The sequence below is a fragment of the Streptomyces anulatus genome, from assembly GCF_014650675.1.
Lineage (GTDB): Bacteria > Actinomycetota > Actinomycetes > Streptomycetales > Streptomycetaceae > Streptomyces > Streptomyces anulatus.
The window spans coordinates 121,785-137,206 of record NZ_BMVK01000019.1 but is presented as its reverse complement, the minus strand read 5'-3'; the positions used below and the strand labels follow the sequence as shown (position 1 = coordinate 137,206).

Below are 15,422 nucleotides of genomic sequence, written 5' to 3'. Positions count from 1 at the left end.
CCACGGGTATGCCGCGGGCAACCCGATTTCCTGTTCGACGATATGCGGTGATGGCCGTCAGGCCGGGGGTCTCAACTCCCGTACGGACAGCACCGATGCACGGCATTCTGATAATGGTTCGCGCGATAGAGGTTTCGGCGGGATGGGGGCGTTCCAGTGAGTGGCAGCGGCGCAGGCGACACGGATGCCGGGAAGCGCCCCAACGGGCAGTTGGGGTCGTGGTTCGTGCGCAGTGGCTGGTCCAAGGGCGAGCTGGCACGCCAGGTGAACCGGCGGGCCCGGCAGATGGGCGCCCTCCACATCAGCACCGACACCTCCCGGGTGCGGCGCTGGCTCGACGGGGAACAGCCGCGCGAGCCGATCCCGCGCATCCTCTCCGAGCTGTTCTCGGAGCGCTTCGGCACCGTCGTCGCCATCGAACAGCTCGGGCTGCGCACCGCCCACCAGTCACCCTCGGTGGCCGGAGTCGACCTGCCCTGGGCCGGCCCCCAGACCGTCGCCCTGCTCAGCGAGTTCTCCCGCAGCGACCTGATGCTCGCCCGGCGCGGCTTCCTCGGCAGCTCGCTGGCGCTGGCCGCGGGGCCCGCCCTAATCGAGCCGATGCAGCGCTGGCTGGTGCCCGTCCCCGCCCAGAGCCCCGGCGAGCCGGAGGCCCCGGCCGCCGCCCATCGCCCCTCCCGGCTCTCCCGGCCCGAGCTGGACCTCCTGGAGTCGACCACCGCGATGTTCCGGCAGTGGGACGCCCAGTGCGGCGGCGGACTGCGCCGCAAGGCCGTCGTCGGGCAGCTGCACGAGGTCACCGACCTGCTCCAGGAGCCCCAGCCCGGACCCACCGCCCAGCGCCTCTTCCGCTGCGCCGCCGAACTGGCCGAGCTGGCGGGCTGGATGAGCTACGACGTCGGCCTCCAGCCCACCGCCCAGAAGTACTTCGTGCTCGCCCTGCACGCCGCCAAGGAAGCCGGGGACAAGCCGCTCGGCAGCTACATCCTCTCCAGCATGAGCCGCCAGATGATCCACCTGGGCCGCCCCGACGACGCCCTGGAGCTGATCCACCTCGCGCAGTACGGCAGCCGCGACTGCGCCACCTCCCGTACGCAGGCGATGCTGTATGCGATGGAGGCCCGCGCCTACGCCAACATGGGCCAGCCCAGCAAGTGCAAGCGGGCCGTCCGGATGGCCGAGGACACCTTCCTGGACGCCGGTCTCGACGGCGAGCCCGAGCCCGACTGGATCCGCTTCTTCTCCGAGGCCGAGCTGAACGGGGAGAACGCCCACTCCTACCGTGACCTGGCCTACGTCGCCGGCCGCAGCCCCACGTACGCCTCGCTCGCCCAGCCCGTCATGGACAAGGCCGTGGAGCTGTTCGGCGAGGACGACGAGCACCAGCGCTCCTACGCGCTCAACCTCATCGGCATGGCCACCGTCCATCTCCTCCAGCGGGAGCCCGAGCAGTCCACCGTGCTCGCCGCCCGCGCCCTGAAGATCGCCAAGAAGGTCCGCTCCGAGCGCGTGAACACCCGCCTGCGCAAGACCGTCGACACCGCTGCCAGGGACTTCGGCGATGTCGCCGACGTCGCCCGGCTCACCGAGCTGCTCCACGAACAGCTGCCGGAGACCGCCGAAGCGGTCTGACCGGCCCCTCGGCCCCGGCCGCGGCGCCCCTTCCGTACAGCCCGACTCGGCTCCCCCATCGCCTGGTCACACGGAGGGCCGCCGTGGCCGGTTTCGTGTTTTCCGGCTCCCGGGCGTTTCAACCGCACCGTATGCGGCGTGCGCTGCATGGTAGGCAGCACACCTGACGCGCCACCCCGGATTCATTCGGCCGTAACACGCGATCCCTCTTCGTCACGCTCGCGAAACATCGTGCGGCATCCCCGGAAACGGCGCTCGGCCAATCTCATGGCCCATAACCGGCCCGCACCTTCCCAGTGGTCCCGCAGCATTCCCCCGCACGCCGCGGCCGCACCGACGACGAGGAGACGCCGATGCCCCCAGGCATCACGACGCTTGCCGCAGACGCCCCCGAGCTGTCTGCCGCCAACACCGGGTTCATGCTCATCTGCTCGGCCCTGGTGATGCTCATGACCCCCGGCCTGGCCTTCTTCTACGGAGGCATGGTCCGCGTCAAGAGCACCCTCAACATGCTGATGATGAGCTTCATCAGCCTCGGGATCGTCACGATCCTGTGGGTGCTCTACGGATTCAGCCTCGCCTTCGGCTCCGACGTCGGCTCGGTCATCGGCTGGAGCTCCGACTACGTCGGCCTCAGCAACATCGGCGTCACCGAACTCTGGGACGGCTACACCATCCCGGTCTACGTCTTCGCCGTCTTCCAGCTGATGTTCGCCGTCCTCACCCCGGCCCTGATCAGCGGCGCCCTCGCCGACCGGGTGAAGTTCACGGCCTGGGCCGTGTTCATCGTCCTGTGGGTCAGCGTCGTCTACTTCCCCGTCGCCCACTGGGTCTGGGGCACCGGCGGCTGGCTCTTCGAGATGGGCGTCATCGACTTCGCCGGCGGTACGGCCGTCCACATCAACGCCGGTGCAGCCGCCCTCGGCGTCATCCTGGTCATCGGCAAGCGCGTCGGCTTCAAGAAGGACCCGATGCGGCCGCACAGCCTGCCGCTCGTCATGCTCGGCGCGGCCCTCCTGTGGTTCGGCTGGTTCGGCTTCAACGCCGGATCCTGGCTCGGCAACGACGACGGCGTCGGCGCGGTCATGTTCCTGAACACCCAGGTCGCCACCGCCGCGGCCGTCCTCGGCTGGCTCGTCTACGAGAAGCTGCGCCACGGCTCCTTCACCACCCTGGGCGCCGCCTCCGGCGCGGTCGCCGGACTCGTCGCCATCACCCCGGCGGGCGGCTCCGTCAGCCCGCTCGGCGCGATCGCGGTCGGCGCCATCGCCGGTGTGCTGTGCGCCATGGCGGTCGGCCTGAAGTACCGGTTCGGCTACGACGACTCCCTCGACGTCGTCGGCGTCCACCTCGTCGGCGGCATCATCGGCTCCATCCTGGTCGGCTTCTTCGCCACCGGCGGCGTCCAGTCCGACGCCAAGGGCCTCTTCTACGGCGGGGGCCTCGAACAGCTCGGCAAGCAGGCCATCGGCGTCGTCGCCGTCCTCGCGTACTCTCTGGTCGTCTCCGCGCTCATCGCCCTCCTGCTCGACAGGACGATCGGGATGCGGGTCTCCGAGGACGACGAGATCTCCGGTATCGACCAGGTCGAGCACGCCGAGACGGCGTACGACTTCAGCGGCGCCGGCGGCGGCACGGTCTCCCGCACCACCGCCCCCGCGACGGACCCGACGGCAGCACCGAAGGCAAAGAAGGTGGACGCATGAAGCTCATCACCGCGGTCGTGAAGCCCCACCGGCTGGACGAGATCAAGGAGGCCCTCCAGGCCTTCGGCGTCCAGGGGCTCACCGTCACGGAAGCCAGCGGTTACGGGCGGCAGCGCGGCCACACCGAGGTCTACCGGGGCGCCGAGTACACCGTCGACCTGGTCCCCAAGATCCGCATCGAGGTCCTCGTCGAGGACGAGGACTCCGAACAGCTCATCGAGGTCGTCGTCAAGGCCGCCCGTACCGGCAAGATCGGTGACGGCAAGGTCTGGAGCGTCCCGGTCGAGACCGCCGTCCGCGTACGGACTGGCGAGCGCGGCCCGGACGCCCTCTGACCGACGGCCCGCAAACGGAAGGCAGCTGGGTGACGAGTACCGAAGTGACCACCGAAACAGAAGGCTCGGGACCCAGCGGCTACGCGGCGGCCCGGCTGCGCCTCCTCCAGCAGGAGGCGCGGTCCGGGCCGCCGCGCCGTGCGGCCCTCGCCCGCCTCACCGACGACTGGCTCACCGGCCTGTTCACCGCCGCCGCGACACGCGCCGGGGTACGGGGCGCGGCCCTCGTCGCCGTCGGCGGCTACGGCCGGGGCGAGCTCTCCCCGCGCAGCGACCTCGACCTGCTCCTCCTGCACGACGGCAGCGCCGACGCTGCGGCCCTCGCCGCCCTCGCCGACTCCGTCTGGTACCCGGTCTGGGACCTGGGCCTGGCCCTCGACCACTCCGTACGCACCCCCGGCGAGGCCAGGAAGACCGCGGGCGAGGACCTCAAGGTCCAGCTCGGCCTGCTGGACGCCCGGCCCGTCGCCGGCGATCTCGGCCTCGTCGCCTCCCTGCGCACCGCGATCCTCGCCGACTGGCGCAACCAGGCCCCCAAACGCCTCCCCGCCCTCCACGAGCTCTGCCAGGAGCGCGCGGAACGGATGGGCGAGCTCCAGTTCCTCCTGGAACCCGACCTCAAGGAGGCCCGCGGCGGCCTCCGCGACGCCACCGCCCTGCGCGCCGTGGCCGCGTCCTGGGTCGCCGACGCCCCCCGCGAAGGCCTCGCCGAGGCCCGCCGCACCCTCCTGGACACCCGCGACGCCCTGCACCTCACCACCGGACGCGCCACCGACCGCCTCGCCCTCCAGGAACAGGACCAGGTCGCCCGGGCCCTCGGCCTCCTCGACGCCGACACCCTGCTGCGCAAGGTCTACGAGGCCGCCCGCACCGTCTCGTACGCCACCGACGTCACCTGGCGCGAGGTCAACCGGGTCCTGCGCGCCCGCTCCGTCCGCCCGAAGCTCCGCGCCATGCTCAGCGGCGGGCTCGGCGCCAAGGCCGCCCCCGAACGCACCCCGCTCGCCGACGGCGTGGTGGACGCGGACGGCGAAGTGGTCCTCGCCCGCGCCGCCCGCCCCGAACGCGACCCGGTCCTCCCGCTGCGCGCCGCCGCTGCCGCCGCCGAGGCCGGACTCCCGCTCTCCCGACACCTCGTCCGCCACCTGGCGGCCACCGCCCAGCCGCTGCCGGTCCCCTGGCCCCCCGAGGCCCGCGAGGAACTCGTCACCCTGCTCGGCGCGGGAGAGGCCACCGTCGGAGTCTGGGAGGCGCTCGAAGCGGAAGGGATCATCACCCGGCTGCTGCCCGACTGGGAACGCGTCCACTGCCGCCCCCAGCGCAACGCCGTCCACACCTGGACCGTCGACCGGCACCTCGTGGAGACCGCCGTCCGCGCCGCCTCCCTCACCCGCCGCGTCCACCGCCCCGACCTCCTCCTGGTCGCCGCGCTCCTCCACGACATCGGCAAGGGCTGGCCCGGCGACCACTCCGTGGCCGGCGAGGTCATCGCCCGGGACATGGCCACCCGGATCGGCTTCGACAAGCACGACGTCGGCGTCATCGCCACTCTCGTACGCCACCATCTGCTGCTCGTCGAGACCGCCACCCGGCGCGACCTCGACGACCCCGCCACCGTCCGGTCGGTGGCCGAAGCCGTCTCCAGCGCCTCCACCCTGGAACTGCTGCACGCCCTCACCGAGGCCGACGCGCTGGCCACCGGACCCGCCGCCTGGAGCTCCTGGCGCGCCTCCCTCGTCACCGACCTGGTCAAGCGCGTCGCCGCCGTCCTCGCCGGGGAGTCCCCGGAGGAGCCCGAGGAGGCCGCGCCCAGCGCCGAGCACGAACGCCTCGCAATCGAGGCCCTGCGCACCGGCGAACCCGTCCTCGCCCTGCACACCCGGCCCGAGGAACCCGCCGGGGACGGCGAAGTGGAACCCGTCGGCGTCGAGCTCCTCATCGCCCTGCCCGACCGCCCCGGCGTGCTGCCCGCCGCCGCCGGAGTCCTCGCCCTGCACCGCCTCACCGTGCGCGCCGCCGACCTGCGCGCGGTGGAACTGCCCAACGAACTGGGGGAGCGGGCGGACCTGCTGCTGCTCAGCTGGCGGGTCGCCGCCGAGTACGGGTCCCTCCCGCAGGCCGCCCGCCTCCGCGCCGACCTCGTACGCGCCCTCGACGGCTCCCTGGACATCCGGGCCCGCCTCGCCGAGCGCGAGGCCGCCTACCCGCGCCGGCGCGGCGTGAAGGCCCCGCCGCCCCGGGTGACCGTGGCCGCCGCGGGCTCCCGCCGCGCCACCGTCATCGAGGTCCGCGCCCAGGACGCCCCGGGCCTGCTGCACCGCATCGGCCGGGCCCTGGAACAGAGCGCGGTACGGGTGCGCAGCGCCCATGTCTCCACGCTCGGCGCCAACGCCGTGGACGCCTTCTACGTCACCGGGACCGACGGCGAACCGCTGTCCCCGGACCGGGCCGCCGAGGTCGCCCGGGAGGTCGAGAAGGCGCTGGGCTGAACCCTGGAGCCCCGACATCGAGCCCTTGCCCGGCTCCGTATCCGGGCGAGGGCTTGGCGTTCTCCGGGGGACGGATACCCTGGAGGGCGACTGACCTGCCCCGCCCCCGACCCTGAGGACCGACGAGCGCCGTGTTCGATACTCTCTCCGACCGCCTTAGCGCGACTTTCAAGAACCTCAGGGGCAAGGGCCGCTTGTCCGAGGCGGACATCGACGCCACGGCACGCGAGATCCGTATCGCCCTGCTGGAAGCCGACGTCGCCCTGCCCGTGGTCCGGGCCTTCATCGCCAATGTGAAGGAGCGGGCGCGCGGCGTCGAGGTCTCCCAGGCGCTGAACCCCGCCCAGCAGGTCGTCAAGATCGTCAACGAGGAGCTCGTCTCCATCCTCGGCGGCGAGACCCGGCGGCTGCGGTTCGCCAAGACCGCGCCCACCGTGATCATGCTCGCCGGCCTCCAGGGCGCCGGTAAGACGACGCTGGCCGGAAAGCTCGGCCTCTGGCTCAAGAGCCAGGGCCACTCCCCGCTGCTCGTCGCCTGTGACCTCCAGCGCCCCAACGCCGTCAACCAGCTCAGCGTCGTCGCCGAGCGCGCCGGCGTCTCGGTGTACGCCCCCGAGCCGGGCAACGGCGTCGGCGACCCGGTCCAGGTCGCCAAGGACTCCATCGAGTTCGCCAAGGCCAAGGTCCACGACATCGTCATCGTCGACACCGCGGGCCGCCTCGGCATCGACCAGGAGCTGATGCAGCAGGCCGCGGACATCCGCGACGCCGTCAGCCCCGACGAGATCCTCTTCGTCGTCGACGCGATGATCGGCCAGGACGCGGTCAACACCGCCGAGGCCTTCCGCGACGGCGTCGGCTTCGACGGCGTGGTGCTCTCCAAGCTCGACGGCGACGCCCGCGGTGGTGCGGCCCTGTCGATCGCCCATGTCACGGGCAAGCAGGTCATGTTCGCGTCGAACGGCGAGAAGCTGGAGGACTTCGACGCGTTCCACCCGGACCGGATGGCCTCCCGCATCCTCGACATGGGTGACCTGCTCACCCTGATCGAGCAGGCGGAGAAGACGTTCAGCCAGGAAGAGGCCGCCAAAATGGCCTCGAAGCTCCAGTCGAGCAAGGGTGGCAAGGACTTCACCCTCGACGACTTCCTGGCCCAGATGGAGCAGGTCCGCAAGATGGGCTCCATCTCCAAGCTGCTCGGGATGCTGCCCGGCATGGGGCAGATCAAGGACCAGATCAACAACATCGACGAGCGCGACATCGACCGCACCGCCGCGATCATCAAGTCGATGACCCCCAAGGAGCGCGCCGAGCCGACGCTCATCAACGGCTCGCGCCGGGCCCGTATCGCCAAGGGTTCGGGCGTCGAGGTCTCCGCGGTCAAGAGCCTGGTGGAGCGCTTCTTCGAGGCCCGCAAGATGATGTCGAAGATGGCCCAGGGCGGCGGCATGCCCGGGATGCCGGGCATGCCCGGCATGGGCGGCGGCCCCGGCCGTCAGAAGAAGCAGGTCAAGCAGGCCAAGGGCAAGCGCAAGAGCGGCAACCCCATGAAGCGCAAGGCCGAGGAGGCCGCCGCCGCCGAGCGCCGCGAGCAGGCGGCCCAGGGCGGCGCGTTCGGTCTGCCCGCCCAGGAGGACAAGAACTTCGAGCTGCCGGACGAGTTCAAGAAGTTCATGTAGCTCGAACCGAGCACCACGCGTAAGGGGCGCCCTTTCTCAAGGGCGCCCCTTACGCGTTCGCCTGTCCGGTCGCTCAGGTCACGCAGACCAGATAGCGGAAGACGTTCGGCATCCACACCGTGCCGTCCTGACGCCGGTGCGGATGCAGGGCCTCCGCGACCTCCTTCTCCACCTGGGAGCGGTCCGTGGCCCGTACCGCGGCGTCGAAGAGCCCGGTGGACAGCAGCCCGCGCACCGCGCTGTTCACGTCCGCGTAGCCGAACGGGCAGGACACCCGCCCCGAACCGTCCGGCTTCAGCCCGGCCCGCGCCGCCACGTCCTCCAGATCGTCCCGGAGCGTGGGCCGCCACCGGCCGGGTTCGGTACGCGGCGGACGCGCGGACTCCGCGAGCCGCGCGGCCACCCGCAGCACCGCGGCCGTGGCGCAGCGCTCCGGCGGACCCCACCCGGTCAGCACCACCGAGGCGCCCCGGACGGCCAACGGCACCGCCGACCGCAGCGCCGGAACCAGCCCCTCGGAGTCCCCGGCGGCACAGCCGATCGGCTCGAAGACCGTGATCAGGTTGTACGGAGTGCTGTCCGCGCCGGCGGGCGCGGGCCGCCCGTCCTCCAGCAGCCGGGCCCGACGGCGGGCCGGATGCGGGGAGTGCGCGGGCGCGTCGTCCCAGTCGGCGTCGGGCAGCAGCCGGGCCCGGGCCAGCGCCAGGCGCTCCCGGTCGGAGTCCACACCCGTGACGTGCGCCCCCCGGGCCGCCGCGACGAGCATCGCGAGGCCCGAGCCGCAGCCGAGGGACAGCATCCGGGTGGCGGCCCCGACTTCCATCCGGTCGTACACCGCCTCGTACAGCGGCGCGAGCATGCGTTCCTGGATCTCGGCCCAGTCGCGTGCGCGGGTACCGGCGTCCGCCGGCGCGGAGGCGTCCGCGGCCGGCTGGTTCCGGACGAGCGTTGGTGTCATGGAAAGGTCCCCAATCCGCCAAGAGGTCGGTCGTGCCCGAGTGGACGTCCCCCGTGTGCGTGTGTTCCGCACCCCGTAGCCAGAGAACTGCGCATCCGCCGTTCCGTCCAGGGGTTGTGGAGCAGTGCTTGCGTGCCCCGTTCGTGCGCCCCGTCCCACGTCTGCTCTCCGACCAGTCTTACCCGACACCCCGCGCCGGGCACGTCGAGCGCGGCGGCGGGTAGTCTCTCGGGCGGATTCGTCAGGAGCGCGGGCCGCCCGCGCACCTCACATCCGAAGCTCCGGGCGTACCGCACGCTGTGCACCACCTTGGTGTGAGCTGTGCGTCTTCTCCGCAGTTCTGCGCACCCGCCCTCGTCCGGACGCATCAAGGGCAACTGACTGGTACGTGCAAATTATTTGGGATGCCCCGGAATAGGAACACCGGGGCCCTCGGGCTCGTTGTCACGACGTGAGCACGACACCACCTGTACTTGCCGCAGAGCTGGCACAGGCGTGGGCCGACATTCAGCGGTACCACCCCGAGCTGCCCGATCTTGCCGCGCCCGAGTCCCTGATCGGAGAGTCCTCGTCCGCCTGTGGCGCCGAGCTCTCCTTCGAGCGACTGCTCCACGAGGCAGTCCACGGCATCGCCGCCGCGAGAGGAGTCCGAGACACCTCCCGCGCCGGCCGCTACCACAACCGACGCTTCCTCGCGATCGCCGAGGAGCTGGGCCTCGATCATGCCGAGGAACCCCACCCCAGCAGCGGATTCTCGCTGGTCACGCTGAATCCGGAAGCCAAGCGCCGGTACCGTCCGACCACCGAACGGCTGCAGCGCGCCCTCAAGGCGCACACCGTCGCCACCGCCGCCGACACCAAGCGCTCCTTCCGCGGACCTGCCGCCCGGCACGGTTCCTCCGGGGGCGGCGTGCGGGTCAAGGCCGTCTGCGACTGCGGACGCAACGTCCGCGTCGTCCCGTCGGTCCTGGCGCAGGCGCCGATCGTCTGCGGCGGCTGCGGCAAGCCGTTCCAGATTCCGGAAGCGGCGGTCGCGGTGGGGTGAGCCGATGTGGTGTGGCACAATGGCTAGCTGTACTCGACAGTCGCACAGGACCCCTCTCTCCTCCGGCTGACGCGTCCATCGGGCACTCCGAGTACCGCAACCCCACGTGGCATCTAGTTGTGCCCAACCACGTCATAGACCAGGAGACACCACTTCCGTGGCAGTCAAGATCAAGCTGAAGCGTCTGGGCAAGATCCGTTCGCCTCACTACCGCATCGTCGTCGCCGACTCCCGTACCCGCCGTGATGGTCGGGCCATCGAGGAGATCGGCCTGTACCACCCGGTGCAGAACCCCTCGCGCATCGAGGTCAACGCAGAGCGCGCGCAGTACTGGCTGTCCGTCGGCGCCCAGCCGACCGAGCCGGTCCTCGCGATCCTGAAGCTCACCGGTGACTGGCAGGCCCACAAGGGCCTCCCGGCCCCCGCGCCGCTGCTGCAGCCGGAGCCCAAGGCTGACAAGCGTGCGCTGTTCGAGGCGCTGTCCTCGGACGGCGACGAGGCCAAGGGTGAGGCCATCACCCCCAAGGCCAAGAAGGCCGACAAGAAGGCGGACGAGGCGGCTGAGGCCCCCGCGTCCACCGAGTCGACCGAGGCCTGAGCATGCTCGAGGAGGCTCTCGAGCACCTCGTGAAGGGCATTGTCGACAACCCCGACGACGTGCAGGTTGCCGAGCGCACCCTGCGCCGCGGGCGCGTGCTGGAGGTTCGGGTCCACCCCGACGACCTCGGCAAGGTGATCGGCCGTAACGGCCGCACCGCTCGCGCTCTGCGTACGGTCGTGGGTGCCATCGGCGGCCGTGGGATCCGCGTCGACCTCGTCGATGTGGACCAGGTTCGCTGATAAGCGAGTTGAACACCGGCCAGGGCCGGGGAGGGCCTTCGGGCCGTCCCCGGCCTTTGTCGTCGGCCCCCCGGACGTTTCCGACAGGTCGACGTCCCCACCCCACCAATCGGAGAACAGCGTGCAGTTGGTAGTCGCGCGGATCGGCCGCGCCCACGGCATCAAGGGCGAGGTCACCGTCGAGGTACGAACGGACGAGCCGGAGCTGCGGCTCGGACCCGGCGCCGTCCTGGCCACCGAACCGGCGGCGACGGGTCCGCTGACGATCGAGACGGGCCGGGTCCACAGCGGCAGGCTCCTGCTGCGCTTCGAAGGGGTGCGCGACCGCACCGGCGCCGAGGCGCTGCGCAATACCCTGCTGATCGCCGAGGTGGACCCGGAGGAGCTCCCCGAGGACGAGGACGAGTTCTACGACCACCAGTTGATCGACCTCGACGTGGTGCTCGCCGACGGCACCGGGATCGGCCGGATCACCGAGATCTCCCACCTGCCCTCGCAGGACCTGTTCATCGTGGAGCGCCCCGACGGCAGCGAGGTGATGATCCCCTTCGTGGAGGAGATCGTCACCGAGATCGACCTGGAGGAGCAGCGCGCGGTGATCACCCCGCCGCCCGGCCTGATCGACGAGAGCGAGGCCGTGGTCGTCTCCTCGCGCGACGAAGAGGAAGAGGCCGCCGGGGACGCGGACGAGGCGCCGAAGGGCGACGCCTGATGCGGCTCGACGTCGTCACGATCTTCCCGGAGTACCTGGAACCGCTGAACGTCTCCCTGGTCGGCAAGGCCCGCGCCCGCGGCGTGCTGGACGTCCACGTCCACGACCTGCGGGAGTGGACGTACGACCGGCACAACACGGTCGACGACACCCCCTACGGCGGCGGCCCCGGCATGGTCATGAAGACCGAACCCTGGGGCGAGGCGCTCGACGAGGCCCTGGCCGACGGCTACGAGGCCGGGGCGCACTCCCCGGTACTCGTCGTGCCCACGCCCAGCGGCCGGCCGTTCGGCCAGGAACTGGCCGTCGAACTCTCTGCCGAGCCCTGGCTCGTCTTCACCCCGGCTCGGTACGAGGGCATCGACCGCCGGGTGATCGACGAGTACGCCACCCGGCTCCGGGTCGTCGAGGTCTCCATCGGGGACTATGTGCTGGCCGGCGGGGAAGCGGCCGTCCTGGTGATCACGGAGGCCGTGGCCCGGCTGCTGCCCGGTGTCCTCGGCAACGCCGAGTCCCACCGGGACGACTCCTTCGCCCCGGGCGCGATGGCCAACCTCCTGGAGGGCCCCGTCTACACCAAGCCGCCCGAGTGGCGCGGCCGCTCCATCCCGGACGTCCTGCTCAGCGGCCACCACGGCAAGATCGCCCGCTGGCGGCGGGACCAGGCCTTCGCCCGCACGGCACTCAACCGGCCCGACCTGATCGAGCGGTGCGAGGCGAGCGCCTTCGACAAGAAGGACCGGGAGATCCTCTCCATCCTCGGCTTCGCCCCGGAGCCCGGCGGCCGATTTTGGCGCAGGCCCACCGCCGTGGAAGAATAGGCCGCTGCTGTACGTCCGGTGTGCGCCCCTGCCACAGGGGGAAAGACGCCCGCCCGACGCGATCAGCACTCCGAACTCTTCAACGACATTCCGTCGATGACCTGTGGCATCGGCGAAGAAAGCAGAAACCATGACTTCCCTGCTCGATGGCGTCAACGCCGCCACCCTCCGTTCGGACGTCCCGGCGTTCCGTCCCGGTGACACCGTCAACGTCCACGTGCGCGTGATCGAGGGCAACCGCTCCCGTATCCAGCAGTTCAAGGGTGTTGTCATCCGCCGCCAGGGCTCGGGCGTCAGCGAGACCTTCACGGTCCGCAAGGTCTCCTTCAGCGTCGGCGTCGAGCGCACCTTCCCGGTGCACAGCCCGATCTTCGAGAAGATCGAGCTCGTCACCCGCGGTGACGTCCGTCGCGCCAAGCTGTACTTCCTCCGTGAGCTGCGCGGCAAGGCCGCGAAGATCAAGGAGAAGCGCGACAACTGAGCTGCCGCACGCGTTCACAGCGTGGCCGGATAAGCTTCGGCCGCGATGGACACGCAAGCACAGCACTCGGAGCGCGACCGCTCCCCGGAACCCGACACGGGATCAGGGGAGAGGTCGCGCTTTTCGCGTACGCGGGACCGTGTCCTCTCCGTTCTGTCCTGGCGGCGGGTGCTCACCGGGGTGGTCCTGGTCACCGTCGCCCTGCTGCTGTTCAGTTCCTACGTCGTCCAGCCCTTCCTGATCCCCAGCCGCTCGATGGAGCCCACGCTGAAGGTCGGTGACCGGGTCCTCGTCAACAAACTGGCGTACCGCTTCGGCGCCGAGCCCGAGCGCGGCGACGTGGTGGTCTTCGACGGCACGGGCTCGTTCGTTCGGGAGGACCTCGGCGCGAACCCCCTGACCGGGCTGGTGCGCGGGGCGGCCTCGTCCCTGGGGCTCACGGAGCCCGCCGACACCGACTTCGTGAAGCGGGTGGTGGGCGTGGGCGGCGACCGCGTCGTCTGCTGCGACGCGCGGGGGAGGCTCGCGGTCAACGACGTGACGGTGGACGAGCCGTACCTGTACCCCGGTGACACCGCTTCCCGGGCTCCCTTCGCCATCGAGGTGCCCGCCGGCGCTCTGTGGATGATGGGCGACCACCGCAGCCGCTCCAGCGACTCCCGGGATCATCTGGGATCGCCCGGGGGCGGGATGGTCCCCGTCGAGCGGGTGACCGGCCGGGTGGACTGGCTGGGCTGGCCGCCCGCCCGGACGGGTTCGCTGGAGGGGACCGGCGCCTTCGCCGGCGTACGGGCGCCCGGCGCGGCGCATGGGTAACCGCGGCCGTCCGCGCGGCGCCCCCGACCCCGACGCGTCCCTGCCGACCGGGACCAGGCCCACCGGGCCGCGCTCCCTGCCCACCCGGGCGGAACGCCGCCGGCTCGCCAAGAAGGTCCGGCGCAGGCGCCGCGGGTCCGCGGTGAGGGAGATACCCGTCCTCGTCGTCGTGGCGCTGCTGATCGCGCTCGTCCTGAAGACGTTCCTGGTCCAGGCGTTCGTGATCCCGTCCGGGTCGATGGAACAGACCATCCGGATCGGCGACCGGGTGCTCGTGGACAAGCTGACCCCGTGGTTCGGGTCGGAGCCGCAGCGCGGCGACGTCGTGGTGTTCAGGGACCCCGGCGGCTGGCTCCAGCAGGAGAACCCCGGGGAGAAGAAGGACCCGCCGATCGGCGTCAAGCAGGTCACCGAGCTGCTGACCTTCATCGGGCTGCTGCCGTCCGACGACGAGCAGGACCTGATCAAGCGGGTCATCGCGGTCGGCGGCGACACCGTGAAGTGCTGCGGCGAGGACGGCCGGGTCACCGTCAACGGCGTACCGCTGGCCGAGACGTACCTCCACCCCGACGACCGGCCCTCGACCATCTCGTTCGAGGTGAAGGTTCCCGAGGGCCGGTTGTTCATGATGGGGGACCACCGGTCCGACTCCGCCGACTCCCGCTTCCACCTCGACGAACCCGACCGGGGCACGGTCTCCGAGGAAGAAGTCGTGGGGCGGGCCGTCGTGATCGCCTGGCCGTTCGGCAACTGGAGCACCCTGGAGCAGCGCGACACCTTCACCGCGGTTCCGGACGCGCGCGCATCGGAGGCGGCGGCTCCGGCCACGTCGAATAGTGTGGCACCTCCGGATCCCTATGGAATGGTCCGGCTCCCGACCCCTGCGGAACTCCCGCTCGTTATGGGAGTGGTGGGCCTGCACCGGATCGGGCGCGGGCAGTGGCACGTATTGAGGAGTGGATGTGGGGGATTTGGCGGTCGGCGCACGATCCGGACACGACGAACCCGAGGACCGGCCGGAGCGCGACGAGTCTCCCGCGGGCGGGGCGGCGGTCCCGCCGGAGGGTGAGGACGACACCTCGGGCGGCGACGGCGGCAGGCCACCCAGGAGGCAGCGTTCCTTCTGGCTGGAGCTGCCGCTGCTCGTCGGCATCGCGCTGGTTCTGGCGCTGCTGATCAAGACGTTCCTGGTCCAGGCGTTCTCGATCCCCTCGGACTCCATGCAGAACACTCTGCAGCGGGGAGACCGGGTGCTGGTCGACAAGCTGACCCCGTGGTTCGGCTCGGAGCCGGAGCGCGGCGAGGTCGTGGTCTTCCACGACCCGGGCGGCTGGCTGGAGGACACCGTGACCCCGGAGCCCAACGCGGTGCAGAAGTTCCTGAGCTTCATCGGCCTGATGCCGTCCTCCGAGGAGAAGGACCTGATCAAGCGGGTCATCGCGGTCGGCGGCGACACCGTGGAGTGCAAGGAGAACGGGCCGGTCACGGTCAACGGGAAGAGCCTGGACGAGAAGTCGTTCATCTTCCCGGGGAACACCCCGTGCAACGACAAGCCCTTCGGCCCGATCAAGGTGCCGGACGGCCGGATCTTCGTCATGGGCGACCACCGGCAGAACTCCCTGGACTCGCGCTACCACCAGGAGCTCCCGGGACAGGGCACGGTCTCCACTGACGAGGTCGTCGGCCGCGCCGTCGTCGTCGCCTGGCCGCTGGGCCGCTGGGCGACCCTTCCGGTCCCGGACACCTTCGACCAGCCCGGTCTGAACGCGGCCGCCGCGATGGCGCCGGCGGCACTGGGTGTAGCCGGAGCGGTGCCCCTCGTGTTGTGGCGCCGCCGGAGGCTGACCGCCGGGCGTACCGCCGGGTAGGGTGCCGACTCGGATCAGCGATTGTCGATCTCCGACGGGG

15 protein-coding genes are annotated in these 15,422 nt (G+C 71.2%); 14 read left to right on the top strand and 1 reads right to left on the bottom strand.

What is annotated here, in order from left to right; all coding sequences use genetic code 11:
- Window positions 1–156: 156 nt before the first annotated feature.
- The 5 genes from nsdA (at window position 157) to ffh (ending at window position 7,841) form a co-directional block, all read left to right on the top strand.
- Window positions 157–1,632: a transcriptional repressor NsdA gene (gene nsdA / locus IE272_RS33020; protein WP_050358600.1), complete on the top strand. Its 1,476-nt coding sequence runs from the start codon at window positions 157–159 to the stop codon at window positions 1,630–1,632.
- Between the two features lie 353 nt (window positions 1,633–1,985).
- Complete coding sequence (locus IE272_RS33015; RefSeq protein WP_050358599.1) at window positions 1,986–3,338, top strand: ammonium transporter; 1,353 nt, start codon at window positions 1,986–1,988, stop codon at window positions 3,336–3,338.
- Window positions 3,335–3,673: a P-II family nitrogen regulator gene (locus IE272_RS33010; protein ID WP_007452846.1), complete on the top strand. Its 339-nt coding sequence runs from the start codon at window positions 3,335–3,337 to the stop codon at window positions 3,671–3,673. Before IE272_RS33015 ends, IE272_RS33010 begins: the two co-directional genes overlap by 4 nt.
- Before the next feature lie 29 nt (window positions 3,674–3,702).
- Window positions 3,703–6,162: a [protein-PII] uridylyltransferase gene (locus IE272_RS33005; RefSeq protein ID WP_050358598.1), complete on the top strand. Its 2,460-nt coding sequence runs from the start codon at window positions 3,703–3,705 to the stop codon at window positions 6,160–6,162.
- Window positions 6,163–6,293: 131 nt separating this feature from the next.
- Window positions 6,294–7,841: a signal recognition particle protein gene (ffh, locus tag IE272_RS33000; RefSeq protein ID WP_050358597.1), complete on the top strand. Its 1,548-nt coding sequence runs from the start codon at window positions 6,294–6,296 to the stop codon at window positions 7,839–7,841.
- Between the two features lie 73 nt (window positions 7,842–7,914).
- Here the strand turns inward: ffh and IE272_RS32995 are convergent, their stop codons facing one another.
- The gene (locus tag IE272_RS32995) at window positions 7,915–8,799 is read right to left on the bottom strand and encodes a methyltransferase domain-containing protein (protein ID WP_190009383.1); all 885 of its coding nucleotides are present in this window, start codon (window positions 8,797–8,799) and stop codon (window positions 7,915–7,917) included.
- A gap of 451 nt (window positions 8,800–9,250) precedes the next feature.
- Here IE272_RS32995 and IE272_RS32990 point away from each other — a divergent pair, with 451 nt between their 5' ends.
- The 9 genes from IE272_RS32990 (at window position 9,251) to lepB (IE272_RS32950) (ending at window position 15,382) form a co-directional block, all read left to right on the top strand.
- On the top strand, window positions 9,251–9,844 hold the full coding sequence (locus IE272_RS32990) for a hypothetical protein (RefSeq protein WP_018509633.1): 594 nt from the start codon (window positions 9,251–9,253) through the stop codon (window positions 9,842–9,844).
- A gap of 157 nt (window positions 9,845–10,001) precedes the next feature.
- Window positions 10,002–10,442, top strand: a complete 441-nt coding sequence (gene rpsP / locus IE272_RS32985; protein WP_007452840.1) for a 30S ribosomal protein S16 — start codon at window positions 10,002–10,004, stop codon at window positions 10,440–10,442.
- Between the two features lie 2 nt (window positions 10,443–10,444).
- The gene (locus IE272_RS32980) at window positions 10,445–10,684 is read left to right on the top strand and encodes an RNA-binding protein (protein ID WP_003965959.1); all 240 of its coding nucleotides are present in this window, start codon (window positions 10,445–10,447) and stop codon (window positions 10,682–10,684) included.
- A gap of 121 nt (window positions 10,685–10,805) precedes the next feature.
- Window positions 10,806–11,396 carry a ribosome maturation factor RimM gene (gene rimM / locus IE272_RS32975; RefSeq protein WP_190009381.1) on the top strand — a complete coding sequence of 197 codons (591 nt, stop codon included), beginning with the start codon at window positions 10,806–10,808 and terminating at the stop codon, window positions 11,394–11,396.
- Entirely contained in the window at window positions 11,396–12,217 is an 822-nt protein-coding gene (gene trmD / locus IE272_RS32970) for a tRNA (guanosine(37)-N1)-methyltransferase TrmD (protein ID WP_056704185.1), read from the top strand. The genes rimM and trmD overlap by 1 nt, the downstream gene beginning before the upstream one ends.
- A gap of 130 nt (window positions 12,218–12,347) precedes the next feature.
- A complete protein-coding gene (rplS, locus tag IE272_RS32965) occupies window positions 12,348–12,698 on the top strand; it encodes a 50S ribosomal protein L19 (protein ID WP_050358593.1) in 351 nt (116 codons plus the stop codon).
- 45 nt (window positions 12,699–12,743) lie between these two features.
- Entirely contained in the window at window positions 12,744–13,514 is a 771-nt protein-coding gene (lepB, locus tag IE272_RS32960) for a signal peptidase I (RefSeq protein ID WP_190009379.1), read from the top strand.
- A complete protein-coding gene (lepB, locus tag IE272_RS32955; protein WP_190009377.1) occupies window positions 13,507–14,583 on the top strand; it encodes a signal peptidase I in 1,077 nt (358 codons plus the stop codon). The genes lepB (IE272_RS32960) and lepB (IE272_RS32955) overlap by 8 nt, the downstream gene beginning before the upstream one ends.
- Window positions 14,486–15,382, top strand: coding sequence for a signal peptidase I (lepB, locus tag IE272_RS32950; RefSeq protein WP_050358590.1), 897 nt, complete (start codon window positions 14,486–14,488; stop codon window positions 15,380–15,382). Before lepB (IE272_RS32955) ends, lepB (IE272_RS32950) begins: the two co-directional genes overlap by 98 nt.
- The last annotated feature ends 40 nt before the right edge of the window (window positions 15,383–15,422 follow it).